Origin of the sequence: Mycobacterium sp. SMC-11 (assembly GCF_046250095.1) — a bacterium.
In the GTDB taxonomy this organism is placed as follows: Bacteria; Actinomycetota; Actinomycetes; order Mycobacteriales; family Mycobacteriaceae; genus Mycobacterium; species Mycobacterium heraklionense_A.
Genome location: NZ_CP176430.1, coordinates 1,958,109 through 1,973,490, shown reverse-complemented (window position 1 = coordinate 1,973,490; position 15,382 = coordinate 1,958,109). Strand labels below are relative to the sequence as shown.

Annotated in this window: 11 protein-coding genes and 1 tRNA gene; 5 read left to right on the top strand and 7 right to left on the bottom strand. The window is 63.7% G+C overall.

Features of this window, described 5'->3' with window-relative positions; all coding sequences use genetic code 11:
* The first annotated feature begins 73 nt into the window (after positions 1 to 73).
* Genes ACKY0X_RS09205 through ACKY0X_RS09195 form a run of 3 tightly spaced genes read left to right on the top strand, consistent with a single transcriptional unit; the run spans position 74 to position 2,449 of the window.
* Complete coding sequence (locus ACKY0X_RS09205) at positions 74 to 1,114, top strand: YncE family protein (protein ID WP_409429184.1); 1,041 nt, start codon at positions 74 to 76, stop codon at positions 1,112 to 1,114.
* Positions 1,111 to 1,377, top strand: a complete 267-nt coding sequence (locus tag ACKY0X_RS09200) for a DUF5703 family protein (RefSeq protein ID WP_409429183.1) — start codon at positions 1,111 to 1,113, stop codon at positions 1,375 to 1,377. The genes ACKY0X_RS09205 and ACKY0X_RS09200 overlap by 4 nt, the downstream gene beginning before the upstream one ends.
* 4 nt (positions 1,378 to 1,381) lie before the next feature.
* Complete coding sequence (locus ACKY0X_RS09195; RefSeq protein ID WP_409429182.1) at positions 1,382 to 2,449, top strand: quinone-dependent dihydroorotate dehydrogenase; 1,068 nt, start codon at positions 1,382 to 1,384, stop codon at positions 2,447 to 2,449.
* A gap of 84 nt (positions 2,450 to 2,533) precedes the next feature.
* On the opposite strand, the gene ACKY0X_RS09190 is transcribed toward ACKY0X_RS09195, so the two are convergent.
* Together ACKY0X_RS09190 and ACKY0X_RS09185 are read right to left on the bottom strand one after the other, a co-directional pair.
* Positions 2,534 to 3,064, bottom strand: a complete 531-nt coding sequence (locus ACKY0X_RS09190; RefSeq protein ID WP_064890018.1) for a YbhB/YbcL family Raf kinase inhibitor-like protein — start codon at positions 3,062 to 3,064, stop codon at positions 2,534 to 2,536.
* A 38-nt stretch (positions 3,065 to 3,102) separates the two neighbouring features.
* Positions 3,103 to 4,449 carry a M20/M25/M40 family metallo-hydrolase gene (locus tag ACKY0X_RS09185; RefSeq protein ID WP_409429181.1) on the bottom strand — a complete coding sequence of 449 codons (1,347 nt, stop codon included), beginning with the start codon at positions 4,447 to 4,449 and terminating at the stop codon, positions 3,103 to 3,105.
* 108 nt (positions 4,450 to 4,557) lie between these two features.
* Between ACKY0X_RS09185 and ACKY0X_RS09180 the strand changes: the two genes are divergently transcribed.
* Positions 4,558 to 4,643 (top strand) — tRNA-Leu (locus ACKY0X_RS09180).
* On the opposite strand, the gene ACKY0X_RS09175 is transcribed toward ACKY0X_RS09180, so the two are convergent.
* The gene (locus ACKY0X_RS09175; protein ID WP_409429180.1) at positions 4,625 to 5,275 is read right to left on the bottom strand and encodes a recombinase zinc beta ribbon domain-containing protein; all 651 of its coding nucleotides are present in this window, start codon (positions 5,273 to 5,275) and stop codon (positions 4,625 to 4,627) included. The genes ACKY0X_RS09180 and ACKY0X_RS09175 overlap by 19 nt on opposite strands.
* Positions 5,276 to 5,632: 357 nt before the next feature.
* On the opposite strand from ACKY0X_RS09175, the gene ACKY0X_RS09170 reads away from it, so the two are divergent.
* Complete coding sequence (locus ACKY0X_RS09170; protein ID WP_409429179.1) at positions 5,633 to 7,030, top strand: hypothetical protein; 1,398 nt, start codon at positions 5,633 to 5,635, stop codon at positions 7,028 to 7,030.
* Positions 7,031 to 7,344: 314 nt separating this feature from the next.
* Here the strand turns inward: ACKY0X_RS09170 and ACKY0X_RS09165 are convergent, their stop codons facing one another.
* The 4 genes from ACKY0X_RS09165 to ACKY0X_RS09150 form a co-directional block, all read right to left on the bottom strand.
* The gene (locus ACKY0X_RS09165) at positions 7,345 to 10,353 is read right to left on the bottom strand and encodes a DEAD/DEAH box helicase (protein WP_409429178.1); all 3,009 of its coding nucleotides are present in this window, start codon (positions 10,351 to 10,353) and stop codon (positions 7,345 to 7,347) included.
* Between the two features lie 753 nt (positions 10,354 to 11,106).
* Positions 11,107 to 13,740 carry a hypothetical protein gene (locus ACKY0X_RS09160; RefSeq protein ID WP_409429177.1) on the bottom strand — a complete coding sequence of 878 codons (2,634 nt, stop codon included), beginning with the start codon at positions 13,738 to 13,740 and terminating at the stop codon, positions 11,107 to 11,109.
* Positions 13,737 to 14,603: a zeta toxin family protein gene (locus tag ACKY0X_RS09155; protein ID WP_409429176.1), complete on the bottom strand. Its 867-nt coding sequence runs from the start codon at positions 14,601 to 14,603 to the stop codon at positions 13,737 to 13,739. The genes ACKY0X_RS09160 and ACKY0X_RS09155 overlap by 4 nt, the downstream gene beginning before the upstream one ends.
* On the bottom strand, positions 14,587 to 15,060 hold the full coding sequence (locus ACKY0X_RS09150; RefSeq protein WP_409429564.1) for a helix-turn-helix domain-containing protein: 474 nt from the start codon (positions 15,058 to 15,060) through the stop codon (positions 14,587 to 14,589). Before ACKY0X_RS09150 ends, ACKY0X_RS09155 begins: the two co-directional genes overlap by 17 nt.
* Positions 15,061 to 15,382: the final 322 nt, after the last annotated feature.

Here is a 15,382-nt window from a genome sequence, read left to right as displayed (position 1 = left end):
TCACCTCGCCGCCTTCCTTAGAATCGGGTATCTGCACCAACCCGCCACCATGACGAGCTGGAAGAGCTGACCTGTGCCCAAGAGCGCCACCCGCCGGCCACGCCGGTCCCTGCACGGCTTGTTGTTGCCACTGCTGCTGCTCACAGCGTGCTCATCCAATCCCATCACCGCGCCGCCGCCCACGATCGCGCCCGCCGAGCCCGCCGTTTCCCCGGTCGCCGCGGTGCGCCCAGCCGGCACGGTACGGCCGCTGGTCGGCCACGCCACCGGCGCGGTGTTCGACGCCGCGACCAAACTGCTGGCGGTGCTGTCCCCCGGCCCGGACCCGCAGGCCGCTGCCACGCTCGGCCTGGTGGGCGACTCGAGCCACCCGCCCGCCGCGGTGGCGCTGCCGGGGCCGGCGAGCGCACTGGCCGGCGACGGCAACGGCTCGGTGTACCTGTCCGACCGTGGTGGCTACTACACCGTCGACCTAGCCACCCGCAGCATCAAACGCGTCGACGTCGCCGACGCCGCCGGTGTCGAATTCACCGCGATCGGCCGGCGGGCCGACGGAATCGTGGTGTTGGGGAGCGCCGACGGCGCGGTCTACACGCTGGCCGAGGACGGCACGCGGATCGCCGAGCAGTCCAAGATCTTCGCCCGGGTCGACCAGATCGTGACCCAGGGCGATATCGCGGTGGTGCTCGATCGCGGCCAGACCTCGGTGACGACCATCGGCACCGACGGCAAGCCGCAGTACGCGCTGCGGGCGGGCCAGGGCGCGACCACCCTGGCCGCCGCCGCACACGGGCCGGTGCTGGCCGCCGACCCCCGCAGTGGCCGGCTGCTGGTCTACGGCGTGGATCCGCTGATGCTGCACCAGGATTATCCGGTGCCGCATGCCCCCTACGGGCTGGCCGGGGCGGGCGGGTTTGCCTGGGTGTCGCAAACCGGGACGAACTCCGTGGTCGGCTACGATTTGACCACCGGAATTCCCGTGGAGAAGGTTCGCTATCCGACCGTGCAGCAACCCAACACCCTGGCCTTGGACGAGAAGTCGGACACCTTGTACGTGGTGTCGGGCTCCGGCGCTGGGGTCCAGGTGATCGAGCATGCCGCGAGGCCACAGTGACCGCGCTGCGCCCCCGCCGGATGCCGGTCGGCTGGGACACCGAACTGTCCGATGACTACGAATGGATTCCGCTGCGACTGCCCCCGGAGGTCACCCGGATCGGCGCGTCCACCCGGCTGTCCATCGAAGCCGAATACCGAGGTTGGGAGCTGACCCGAGTGCGGTTGTACACCGACGGAAGCAGGCGGGTGTTGCTGCGCCGCAAGAAATCTGCCGCGAACGCGATCAGCGGTGGCCGCTGCGTCGACCAGCCGGGACTGTAGACCGATGGGTCTTTACGGCGCAGTGCGCCGGGCGTTCTTCATGGTGCCGGCCGAGCGCATCCACACCCTCGTGTTCGCGGGGCTGCGCGGCGCCGCCGCGACCCCGCCGGCACGCCGGGCCCTGCAGCGCCGCCTCGCCCCACACGACCCGCTGCTGGCCAGCACCGTGTTCGGGGTGCAATTCCCCGGGCCGCTCGGGCTGGCCGCCGGGTTCGACAAGGACGGTCACGGGGTAAACGCTTGGGGCGCAATGGGTTTCGGCTACGCCGAAGTGGGCACCGTGACGGCGGCGGCACAACCGGGCAATCCCGCGCCGCGCCTGTTCCGGCTGCCCGACGACCGCGCGCTGCTCAATCGGATGGGCTTCAACAACCACGGTGCCGCTGCCCTGGCGGCGCAGTTGGCGCGGCACCGGTCCGACGTGCCGATCGGGGTGAACATCGGCAAGACCAAGGTCACGCCGCCCGAGGGCGCGGTCGAGGACTATCGCACCAGCGCCCGGCTGCTGGCCCCCCTGGCCGCCTACCTGGTGGTCAACGTCAGCTCGCCGAACACGCCGGGACTGCGCGACCTGCAGGCCGTCGAGTCGCTGCGGCCCATATTGGCCGCGGTGCGCGCCGAGACCACCAAGCCGGTGCTGGTGAAAATCGCCCCGGATCTGGCCGACACCGATCTGGATGCCATCGCCGACCTGTGCGTGGAGTTAGGCCTGGCCGGCATCGTGGCGACCAACACCACGGTGTCGCGCGACGGCCTGGCGACCCCGGGGGTCGCCGACTTGGGGCCCGGCGGCATCTCCGGCCCGCCTGTGGCGCGCCGGGCGCTGGAGGTGCTGCGGCGGTTGTACGCCCGGGTGGGCGACCGGCTGGTGCTGATCAGTGTGGGCGGGATCGAGACCGCCGACGACGCCTGGGAGCGCATCACCGCCGGCGCCTCACTGCTGCAGGGCTACACCGGCTTCATCTACGGCGGTGGCCTGTGGGCCCGCCATATCCACGACGGCCTGGCCCAGCGGTTGCGCAACGGCGGGTTTGCGTCGCTGACCGAGGCCGTCGGGTCCGCCGCGCGCTAGCGCGAGCAGACACCAAAGCCCCCAAATCGCGGCCGAAATGGGGGCTTTGGTGTCTGCTCGCCGGGAGGTGCGGCTACTTCAGCACTACTTCTGCTCGTAGGTGCCAACGATCACCGCGCGCGCGATCGCGTGCATGAACAGGTTGAAGCCCAGGTAGGCGGGGCTGGCGTCCTCGGCCAGCTCCAGCTTCTCGACGTCGACGGCGTGCACCGCGACGTAGTAGCGGTGCGCCCCGTGACCGGCCGGCGGCGCGGCACCCACGTAGCGGCGCATTCCGGCGTCGTTGACCAGGGTCAGCGCGTCGCCGGGCAGCAGGCTGCCGTCTCCGACGCCCTCGGGCAGCTCGGTGCAGGTGGCCGGCAGGTTGGCCACCGCCCAGTGCCAGAAGCCCGACGCGGTGGGCGCGTCCGGGTCGTAGACGGTGACCGCGAAGCTGCGGGTCTCCTCGGGAAAGCCCGACCAGCTCAGCTGCGGGCTGGCGTCTTCACCGCCGGCACCCATGATTCCGCTGACCTGGGCTTTGCCCAGCGACTGGCCGTCGGTCAGCGACGTGGAGGTGAGCGTGAACGTCGGCAGCTTGGGCAGCGCGGCGTACGGGTCGGGTGCTGTGGTCATGACTGGTCCTCTCGTAGTGGATCAACTTGGTCGTTTGGTCAGCAGTGTGTCAGGAAGTGGTGCAGTACGCGGGTACCAAACTCCAGCGCGTCAACCGGAACGCGTTCGTCGACTCCGTGGAACAGCGCGGAGAAATCGAGGTCGGGCGGAAGCCGCAGCGGAGCGAACCCGAAGCACCGAATACCCAACTTGGCGAACGCTTTTGCGTCCGTTCCCCCGGACAACATGTAGGGCACGGTTCGGGCGTCGGGGTCACAGGCCAGCAGCGCGGCATTCATCGCCTCGACCAGGTCACCGTCGAAGGTCGTCTCGACGGGCGGTTGGTGGGCGACCCACTCCCGGGTCACGTCGGGGCCGATCAGCGCGTCGACCTCGGCCTCGAACGCCGCCTGGCGTCCGGGCAGCACCCGGCAGTCCACTACCGCCTCGGCCGTCGCCGGGATCACGTTGGCCTTGTAGCCGGCCGCCAGCATGGTCGGGGTCGCGGTGTCGCGCAGGGTGGCGTTGACGATGCGGGAGATCGGTCCCAGCTTCTCGATCATCCCTTCCAGGTCCGGGGAGTCGACGTCGATGGTGTGCCCGGTCTCCTCGCCGACCGCGGCTAGGAACTCCACCACGGCATCGGAGAGCACCAGCGGGAACCGGTGCCGGCCCAGCCGGGCCACCGCCTCGGCCAGGGTGGTGACGGCGTTGTCGTCGTTGATCATCGACCCGTGCCCGGCCCGGCCGTGGGCCCGCAGCCGCATCCAGGACAGCCCCTTCTCCGCGGTCTCGATCAGGTACAGCCGGCGCTCGCCGCCGTCGCGCCGGGGCACGGTCAGCGAGAAACCGCCGACCTCCCCGATCGCCTCGGTGACCCCGGCGAACAGGTCGGGGCGGTTCTGGACGATCCACTGCGCCCCGTATTTGCCGCCGGCCTCCTCGTCGGCGACGAACGCGAACACCAGGTCGCGCGGCGGGGTGATGCCGGCTCGGGCCAGGTGCCGGGCCACCGCGATCATCATGCCGACCATGTCCTTCATGTCGACCGCGCCGCGGCCCCAGACGTAGCCGTCTTCGATCGCGCCGGAGAACGGGTGCACGCTCCAGTCGCTGGCCTCAGCGGGCACCACGTCGAGGTGCCCGTGAATCAGCAGTGCCCCGCGGCTTGGATCGCTGCCTTTGAGCCGGGCGAACACGTTCCCCCGCCCCGGCGCACCGGATTCGAGGTATTCGGTCTCATAGCCCACTTCCTCGAGTTGGGCGGCCACCCAGCGCGCGCAGTCTGCCTCACCTTTGGTGGTGGCCGGCTCTCCGGTGTTGGAAGTGTCGAAACGGATGAGCGTGCTGACGAGTTCGACCACCTCGTCCACTGCGTCGCCGGCAGGATCGGGGAAATCGGTCACAGCTACCTTTACTACCACTTCACGCCCCTGCGGATCGCGTTGCGAGGGCTGGGTTTGGGTCCAGCGAAGGGCATCCGTTAGCCTTAGCTGCCCGGCACGGCCGGGTTGGTCCGAGTGGCGGAATGGCAGACGCGCTAGCTTGAGGTGCTAGTGCCCTATTAACGGGCGTGGGGGTTCAAGTCCCCCCTCGGACACATCCGGCGACACGACTCAGGTCGGCCGTCGCCTTGACTTGGCGCAGGTGGGGATCGTAATCAAGACGCAGGCCCAGGCTCGCGTACACCTGAGCACGTTCGGCCCCGGTTGCTTCACCCAGCACCGCTGCTAGCCCACCCAATTCCTGCACCAACTCGCTGATCTGTTTAGCCGACATGGCGCGGGGTCGCTCGACTCGTTCCAGGCGCGCCTTCAGCTCGTCGCGCTGGGCGGTACGGCGACGCAATGCATCGGTGAGGTCGTCGACGGCCACGCCGGACTCCACGGCGGCAATCAAAGCGGCAATCTTGCTGTTCGCCTCGCCGAGCTGGCGCAGCAAGGCGACGTTGCCTGCTTCCGGGTCCACTTCCTGACCGCGGGCCAGGTCTTCTGAATCGGCCAGGCTGGCGATCCATTCGTCGAGTCGAGGTGTCACCGCGTCCTCACGTAGGTAGACCGTGCGCGGGTGATCCGTCAGGTCTACAGGTACAGAACGCGACTTACCCAGTTCACACCGGTAGAGGATGCGTGTTGTTTGCTTGCCGCCGCGAGCGGCGCTCTGCATCCGCCGTCCGCAGACGGCGCAGAACAGGACCCCGCGGAGTGCGTTAGCCCTCAGTGGTATCAGCAACTCGAATCGAGCGGATCAATGCTGAGGCGATCGCAACCCTGCCGAGGCGATCGTCGGTGGCCGTGAGGATCGGATTGTCAGCTGCGGTCGACACAGGGACAAGTAAACAACGTCCTGAAGATGCAACGACCCCGTACGGCCCAACTTGGCTAGCGGTTGACAGATCCGACGAGCGGCCACCCGTGTCGGTTCCGGTCGAAAAGTGAGCAGGTGATTCCGGAACCGACAGGAGGGCAGAAGCGACGCCGCCCCCTATGCATCGAAACAGACGAGCGTGACCTCTCTGAGTGACAAAATGCGGAAAGCGCACTCCATCGATTAACGGCGAAGATGGCCGATGCCCACGAAGGCGGTCAGATGACAGCACCCAGCGATGACGATGGCGTGTTCGAACCGTTTGCCGACGGCGTAACTGCCAGTTCAGGCCCGCCATATGAAGGCAGCAACGTGTGCCGCGCAGCTGCGCTCGCATTCCTGCTTCGAGGAGCTGCGACGGCGGCAGGCGGGCTCACCACCGAGCTGCGCGCACTGGGCTTTTCCGACCTCGTTCTCGAAGACAACGCCCGCGACTGGACGGGGCAAAATCCACTTGACCGACTGGGCAGATACACGACCAGGGCCGACACCAACTTTGACCACATCCGGATGCGCGGCTGGGCCGAGCTGAACGAGAACGCCGATCCCGCAGGAGGGGTCGGCTTCCTGTTCGCGATGCTCGGCAGTGCGCTTGAACGAGAGTCAGCCGCAGCAGCCGCGGCCCTCTGGCGCGGACTGAGCCTGGCCACACAGTTACCGCTGCGGTCGGCCAGCGCCCGCCGACGGATTTTCGAGCGGTTGTACTTCGGCTTGGATTTCGACTTCGACAGGCGCGACGGCTTCTGGCCGCTGTACCCCATCGGGCTCGGGGAATCCCCGCTGTCGGCCGTCGATTCCGACGCGAGGGTGCAATGGGACCCGGACCGTTGGTCGGCGACCTACCAACAATTTTCGTACCGGCTCGGGACCGGTGACCGCTACGTCGATGCTTACGTCCTCGCAGCACTGGCGTTTGCCAGGCTCGATCAAGCGCTCCGCTCGCCCGACACCATCACCCGATCACTTGGGGCTGCCGCGTTAGCTCCTGAAGCTGACACATACGAACCGGCACCCGAACTCGATCTGCAGGCCCCGTCAGACGCAGTTTCGACATGCCCCTCGGTATCAACGATGATTCACGGCACCTCGGCATACATGGGCGACTGGTGGCGACCGCGCGTCGGCGACTTTCACCGATTCATCGGCGACAAGTACCGGCGGAACCTCTACAGCGGCGGCGCGCACTTTCATTGGAGCGGCAACTACAGTGCGCGACACCGCGCCCGGGCCGCAGAGTTCTTCGCCGAGTGGGTAGCCGACCGCGCGCCGGCCGGCATTCAGTCACTATTCGCCCACAGTTACGGTGGCGAGATCGCGGCGCGTGCCCTGACTCTAGGAACGCCGAGCCAAGAGCTGATCCTTCTCAGTACCCCTGTGACGAGCCACGTCATGGCTGCCGCCCAGTCGAGTGCGCGGTTGATCGATATTCGCTTGCCATTCGATCCCGTACTGGCCCTCGAGCTGAAGGCCCAACGGATTCCCTTGAACCACAACGTCACAACGGTACTGACATCGCGGCGACTCGATCATGGTGCTACGCATAAAGAGTCGGTGTGGCTGGCCGACGACATCGCAGCGCGCGCCCAGCTTCAGCACGATCCGAATCTCGTCGACGGGTAGATCGTCCCGCGACTCCCGCGGATCAACCCCCAGAAGGCCCGCGATCTTCTCCAGCGTCTGCAAGGTGATACTCCGCTCCCCTCGCTCGACGCTACCCATTCATTTATGTACGGTCGGCACCCAAGTTTTCGGCGAAAGCTTCCTGCAAGAAGGCGCTCGTCATGCTGCCCAGATCCAACTAGCGTCGAGCACGTCTGATGCAGTATCGACGATCTCCTCGGCGACTCATCGATAGCATTACTGACTACCGAGGCGTAGTTCGCGTTACACAACTCAGTTAACCCCCGTGTCGCACCAGTACTCAGCGAACCCCGTCACGTGCTCGCGACAATGGAGAGTCCTGAAGTGAGCGACACTGCATCGTGCCAAACGGTTAGCAGTTCGGCGATCTGCTGCGCAGATGTGGGGACGGGCTCAAGGATGAGTTGTCCATTCAACTGCGACAGGGAAATGCCAGGTTGGACGATACCGATAGTGCAGTTGATCTTGGGCACAAACTTGACGAACGAGTACAACGGGTGCTCAGGGACAAGGCCACAAAGGACTTTTAGCAACCCTTCACGCCCTTCGATGACTCTCAGTCGTGGGTGTCGGTCCCCTACCAACCGAGCTCCCAACTCCTCCCACAACCCACGGTCGGTTGCCCATCGCCGGCTTTTAATCGCCTGCGCTAGAAGGACTTGCAGATCGGATACTCTAACGCTGGGTTTACCCCCGGCGGCCTTAGCATGCCAGAGGCTCACGTTGACTTCTACTGGCTTTGGCGAAACCTCAAGCACGATGTAATCAGCAATTTCGCCAGGCCCGTCGTTGTTCAGAATCCACCGGTGGCGGAGTCGCTTTGGCCTTGCCAGCAACCATCGCTTGAACGCGTCCCCAACTGTCTCGGGCTCCGCAGAGTCCGTTTCGGTCTCCCTCGTGATGTCGACCTTCGACCAGTCAAGCACTGTCGTTGGAATATCGGGCAACTCACGACGCACGTCGGCAGGGGCATACAGGGTCGGGCCGATTACCGTTCGGCCATCACTGTAGTAGATGCTCGGCGGTCGGCTCGTGAGCAGCTCGCTCAGTGACGTCTCGGAGCCATACCCGCGCCTGACCACCACTGGCGCGAGGTCGTGGAACGAACCATCCCGTTCCTGCCACCCTCTCCATACAGGTTGCACGTCATCTGCTGGTGAGAAGCCAGCGATAGGGAGCCGATCCACCGTCCTCTGTTCGTGCGGGTCTTCTCGGAGTTGAAGATCAGCCAGCGGTAGATCGTCGACGAATCGACCTTGTACATACAATGCCGGATCGAGTTCGATTGCCGCGATGAGCGGTTCAGTTGGAAACTCATCAATTCGCATCCCTCGACTCATCGCCGGAAGGAGACGACCGAGCGGCTGCGCCGGCGGAAACCAATAGCGGTCGATGAAGTCTGAGATGTGCTCTTCGTAGAGTCGCAGTTTGACGTGACGAGACTCCCACATCTTGCCTTTGCCCGTAGCAACGCCAGCCGTGTAGGAGCCATCGCTGCCGTCAATCTGGGCCATCGCGTGGCCCAGCGCGCCCCTTCCGGTGTCCGCATCGCGCAGTCCCCGGTCGACGCCCTTGCCTGCGAACATCTTGTATGACGGCACGCCTTCGCTACCCAAGTAGGTGGTTCGGACTCCGATATTCGAAACGGACAGACGTTCGAGACTATCGAACGCATCTTGAAGACGCTGTGGGTTTGCGGGACGCGAACTTTCAGGCAACGCAAGGATTTCGAGCAATACCTTGACTACATTCTGATCACGAGAGTTGACGGCAAGAACACCGACTTGACCAGTTTGTGCAGCCGCGCGCCACGACAGAAGGTGTATCGCGAACTCGTCAGAGTCGAGACCTGGCGCTAAATGCCACTTGGGCCGGTCTCTCGTTGCAGTCACTACGACGAGCGAGTTGCCTTCTGGCGTTACCGCGGAGTAGAAGACCGTTGCTCCTCTGATCGTTTGGCCAGCGTGAAGCTCTTCTGGCAATGCGCCCGATGTGAAGCTCGGTGTCCAGCCCTGTTCGGAGACTTCGTAAAGGATTGCTTGCACACTTGGCGCGATAGCCTCAACTGACAGTTCCGGAGGCGCGTCTTGCAACTGTGCAGCGTAGCTTCGATCGGCCTGAATCGCCTCGATCTCGTCATCAATCAAACCGGGAAGCACGCGAGTCCAGTCCGCATCCTCGGCCCACAGCTGTCGGACAACCCCCTGCAATTGCGGGTAGACGTCGACATCTTTGGGCGTCACGATCACCGACTCCTGCGGATAGTCCGCCTCGACTCGCGCGAGCCGGCCAATGAGCTGGACAGTTGCCACGGTCGACTTGTGCTTGTCGTGGTAGGCAGCCACGCGAAGCCTTGGGAGGTCGAAACCTTCACCCAACATATCGACAACTGCTACGCCTCGGACGTCGCCGTTCCTCAGCCCTTCGATGATCGTTGTGCGCATTTGGGCCGTCATCCCGCGTGATGCCAAAACCGGCAGGTCCAAACCGAACTCGGCGTACAGTCCCGAAAGCTCGTGCGCACGTCCGATAGTGGCTGCACGAACCAGCAGTGCGCTGGTGGCATGGTGGGCGGAGTTCATGTGCCGCACCACCTCTTCAGCAACGATCCGATCAGCAACTTCTCGGGGCGTCCCGGACTCCAGGTCGATGACGACCGGCCGAACCTCCTTATAGATTCCTTCAGCAAGAGCCTGGCGCAGCGGATAGTGGTAGACGATATCCCCGGGGATTCGCTGCCCGTCGCGCCGTTGCGGTGTTGCCGTCAGGAGCACGCTTCGTGCGGTGGAATGGTGATCTAAGATCGCACGCCAGGTGGCAGCTGGTGCGTGGTGAGCTTCATCAATCACGACCAGGTCGAATAGGTCAATTGGTGGCGCAGCCTCGTAATTGACTGGGCTGATCGATTGCGGTAAACCGACAACGACGTCAGCAGACCGCAGGGTCTCCCAATCGGCAACACGGCCAGTCACTTCAATAACTGTGGGCGGCACTCCCCCGATCCGAGCACCAATAGACCGCAGCACAGATTCGTTGCGAAAGTCGTCCGCTAGTTGCTTTCGTAAGTCGCGCGACGGCACTACGACGAGGACGCGACTTGCCCCGAGCAGGTAGGGCGCAGCTGTGGCGATTGCACTTTTCCCGGCACCCGTCGGCACTGAGATTACTGCGGGATTTTGGTGGGGCAGAGACCAATAGGCGAGCAGGGACCCGAGCGCACCCTTTTGGGGTGCACGCCACTGGGGCGTCGCTGGCGTCTGGAACAGAGAGAAACTGCCATTGCCAGAGTAGTGACCAGTCACCGAGTCAGGCCCGCCACCACATAGCCGGTGCGCCTGCCCGAATCGCGAGCCGCGAGGGTTTCATCTCTCCTAATCGCCGCGTGAGAGTGTATGAGTGTATTCCTGCACACAGCATTAGACTTCCCCATCGTCCGGTATCCGCACGGTCAACTGCCCCAGCTCTCGCCCTTCCGCTCATCGCCTAAACATCGAGTCGAGACGGTCGAAACCTGACGCTCTCAGCACCATATCTACGTCGGTCGCTTTCACCCAAACATTTTGACGAACTTGGCGCCATTGCAATCGACAATCGTGTCGGGAAGTCGTGAGTACCCGTTCGGCGTCGGTTTTCCTGCCGCGATGCAACCCATGCCGAGGTCGAAGTCAGCTCCGAACCCACACCGTTCCTTCGCCGGTTGATGCCGGCGCCAGTTTCGTTGCGGTGGTCCGCGGAAGGGGTGCGCAAACCACCGCCACTGCGTACCGTCGATGACGCACACCTACTCGGACATCGTGCCAGCTTAGTCATGCCGGTGGATAACCGTGTGGTTCTCCACAATCCCTGATACATCCGGTAATCAGAGTCTTCGCAAGTAACTCCGATACCGATTGGGGCTGACGGTACTCCAGCAGTCAATCCCCGCGGTGTGCGGGCTGCTCCGTGCACTGGCCCAAGGCGACTACATAGTTTTCGAGCGAAAATAGATGTGATAGCTGGGTTTGCCGGGGCCGGAGTAGGAGCGCAACGCAATGCACTACCCGACTTCGGACCGCCTACAACGCGTCGGCCTTTCCTACCGTCATCGTCGGCCATCGAGGGTCATCGGGCAGCCAGACATCGAGCACAGGAACGCGGGCTCCTGGTGGGACTGAGAAGTGAACTTCGCCCGCGCAGTCGTCGAGGTTGCGCCATCGGGCGATGACGATGTTGGCCAACTCAGGTGAATAGTGTTGATTCTCTGCCGGTTTGAGGACGAACTCGATCAGCGCGGGCGTGCCGAGGCTTTGGAGAGTGGCAGCCAGCGCAGGAGCGCGGCTTCCGCATGTTTGCCAGAAGTAGGTGATCTCCCCTCCCCAATGGCCGAAGAGGGGCTCGACACCGTCTTCGAATACTGAGAGCGTTTGTAGCACTGTCAGCGCCCATATCTCGTTGGTCCGCGCGGCGCGGTGGCCACCGTCCATCAGGGCGCCTGTTGTCTGGATGAGCTGCACTTGCTCGGCGGTCAACAGGCCTTCGCCTTGAGCTCGTTCCAACTTGTCTGCGAGAAGTTCCTCGGATGCGGCCCTGAGTCCGTGTGTTCGGATGTCGTCGATCTCGGAGTCGAGCAGACGGGTGCACTGGTAGACGATGATGCCACGCTCGGACAGCACGCTCATGATGCGATTGGACAGGTCGTCTGGGGGCCGTAGATCGGCTGTGAAAGTTGTTTGGCAGTCGGGGTGCCGCGCAGCCTCCTGGGCCGCGCTCCGCAGCTCGGGTGGCCAGGTATCGGGTTCGTCGAGCTTGATCTGCGGCACATCGAGCGATCCGACGCGACGTCCGAGCACGTGGCCCTCCAGTGCACCCGCCGCATCCGGCAACGGCGAGAAGGTTTTCTGCAACGTGTCATTGCGATACGGACGTGCGACAATGCCATCGCCCTCCACGCCGTACCTCGCCGACAGTGCGTACTGCGCGACAGTACCCAAGATGAGCTTCTGATCACCGACTTCCACGATGAGCTTGAGCATCACCAGAAGCTGGTATTCGCTGGTGAAGTCGATCTCCTGTTCTGGTCCTGCGTCATCCGCAGGGCGACCAACTACCGTGCCAATACTGTCCCACGCAGTGATCACCGCTTGACCATTCACGAGCGCCGACGCTTCAAAAACAGCGTTGATATCGCGCCTGGTCAGCGTGGTCAAGTCCGGGATACGGATCGGCGTGGGAGTGTGCTGTTGGATGATCACCAAGGCGCGAAGATAATCCATGACGTCGTCGTGGAACTTGGGATGTCTTTCGTCGGGGATGTCACGGTAATCGACGAAGGGGCCCAGCCGTTCAGCGACCTGCAGGGTGTTGGGCGCCGTAAGATCTTGCAAGAACTCGATGGAGGGCAGCGCGGAAACTACCTCGGCGCCGACAATATCTTCGCGGGTGAAATGCCATGTTCCCGTTTGGTTTTCAGTGTCGCTAAGTAGCTCGACAGTGAGAAAGCCTGTGGCATCGGTGCCGTATTCTCGTGTGCCGGTCCCGTCGGGCCCACGGGTCACCGTGATAGCGAATGACAACTCTTCACCGAAAGCACCAGCGGGCGTGCGGATCCGAAATCGGACATCGTAGTTCACCCCTGGTGACTGCATCGACACCTCGGCCAAGCCCTGGGTTCCCAGGCCTCCGGGAAGATCGGCGTCGACGTGCGCCTGCGCGGTCAACGGCGTGCCGTACTTGCGCCACATGTCGAAGGCGTGCCGGTCGAATGTCGCTTCGGCGCTAGCGAACGTCAGCCGGATCGGTATGGGCCGTTCGTTGAGCGCTTCGGCGAACCGCTGGTAGATACGAAAGGTGAGCGTCCAGCCATCTGAGAGTGGTTGTTGGGTCGCAGCCACCAGGTCCGGCGCAGTCACGATCTCGGTCGCAGCGCGATCGAGATCGAATCCCTGCTGGCTGAGGCCAGCGATGACGGCGAGATCGGGTGGAGTGGGGTCGACACTGAATGCGTAGAGAAAGTGCGGGTCCTTGTCGAGCGCGTTCTTGAGGTTGTCTAGGTGGCTGCGCACATCGGCCGGGGCCAGTAGTTCCCCGGGGGTGGGCACGGCGGCCTCCGGGCCGCGGATGAGCGACACGAGCTCAGTGAAGGCCTGGTTGAGGTGCTCGCGCCCTCCATGCATGTAGTAGTCGACGACGAAGGGATACTTCGCGGCCAGGGTGACGCAGGCTGATCGGCCTTCCCAGTCGATGATGCGTCCCGGCTGGTTGTGCCAGGCCGTGATGCGGGCCTTCTCGTCGTCGGTGAGCGGCGGCTGCTTTTTGTCCAGTTTGATAAATCGGGCATCGTCGAACATTTCGGCGATGACATTGCCTGGCATCGCGTTGAACCAATCCAGCTGCGCGTCGATCGTGTTGTCGACCGGCGCCAGCAGGTACCAGTTGGCCAGTGGGATGCCGCGGCGGACCAACCCGATCAGCACCCGCCGAAACGATTTCTCGACTTGCCCCTTCTGGCCGGCGGTCAGCGTTCCATGGAAGTACTTGATCTGGTAGACGTCGAATGTTTCGGGTGCCTCCGGGTTCGGGTTGAGCACGTCGATGCCGTAGTCGCCCCGCGATGGGCGAACGCGTACCGCTCGCCGGTGCTCGTTGTAGAGCAGGACGGCCAGAAGCGTTTCAGCTTGGCCAGGTTCGAGCTCGGACCACGGGACCATCACTGGAGGTAGGACCTTTCGTAGATGACTTCCATTGGGCCCGTTGCCGATCGGCGCAGGATTGTCACGTGCACGCGAGGAATCTCCCCGGTCTGGATCGCGGTGTTGATGACGTTTTTGGCGTTAGTGGTGCAGATGGATTCGGCGCCGGCAGCCGGGTAGCACATGTCGATCGCGTCGATCGGGGTGAACCGGCCGCCGAGTGGGTCTTGACCTTTGGCCCATTCGAGACGCAGCTTCCACCAACGGTCGAGGGCATTTTCGTGGGCTTCCTCTTGTTCGATATCGATGCCGTACACCTCGACGTCGAAGTAGTCGTTGTCGGCGAGCTCGCGAAAGATTTTGGGCCCCTGGAGTTGCCAAGTGAGGGTGCCCTCGATGACCACATTCTCCTTGAGGCTTGTGCACGTTTCTCGGATGGCTTCGGCGAGGCGCACTGACTCGACATGCACGAGTGCGGACAATTCGCGTGGCGCGACTCCATGGCCGTCGGCAAATGGTGGCATGGTTAGCAGGCTGTCATAGACGCCATCAGCGATGGCTTGCCTGATGATGTGGTCCTTGATGATGTCGGCGTCGATGATGCGGTATTCATCAAGATCGGCGATCCGGGCCCTCAGTAGGGCACTTTTGCCGGCACCGGGTGGCCCCGCTGTGACGATGGCGGTGCGGCCGCCGAGACGGGGGTTGGCCTGGCACAGATACCAGTCGATGGTGTCTCTCTGAAACCGGGCCCGGCCGATGTCGCCGCGCGGGTAGAGACGTGCGGTGCTTTGGTCGGAGTCACGATGCAGAGGCGCTCCGAAAGCCGATAATTCGGCGAACTGGGCGGCGACTTGCGCACGCAGATCAAGGGAAGGGTGCATTGCCTTGGCGGTCGGCCAACTGTCGGAATTCGTCGTCGCTGAGTTGGCCGCGGTAGAAGGCCATCTCGATGGCGTCCCAGTCGCCGGTCATGTACGCGTCAGTGGCTACACCCCCGATACGGACCACACCCCCGAACGTGTACTGCCAGTTCATTAGCTTGTCCATCATCTGCTCGGTAGTGATGATTCCGGCGGTGCGCTGGTCGATGATCTCGGCGGGCTTGACGTCCAGCTGGCTGGGATCGTCGTTGACGCGCCGCAGGATGCGCTGGATCGTGGCCTGGGACTGGTTGCCGACCAGGTCGCTGATCTGGCGTTGGCTGAGACCCTGGACGGTCGCCGCTTCATAGATCTCGCGTTCGAGTTCGCGATCGGCGACGCGCCGACGAGCTGCGATAGCTGCCAGTCGCTGCTCGGCCTGTTGGGCGATGGTCTGGCTGGCGGATTCGGTAGACATCATCACACCTCCTGATTCATTATGAATCAGGAGGTGTGCGCCGTCAACGGCGCCAGATGAGGTCGCCGGAGAAAGCGACACCGCCTCGGCACCCTGGTCGAACGCTTCTAGGTCACGACCAGGCACGAGAACGTCCCTTCGCCAACCGTAAACTCGCTGGTCAACAACTCAACTCAAAGACCTCAACCCGTGTCGCAAGCGGCCAACTCCCCCCTCGGACACAATTTTTTGTGGTGAGTCGGGTCATCGGTTACACCTGAGTCGGGTCATCGGTTTATACGGAGCCCCGGTCCTTTGGCCGGGATTTTTCGTTGGGGCGCCG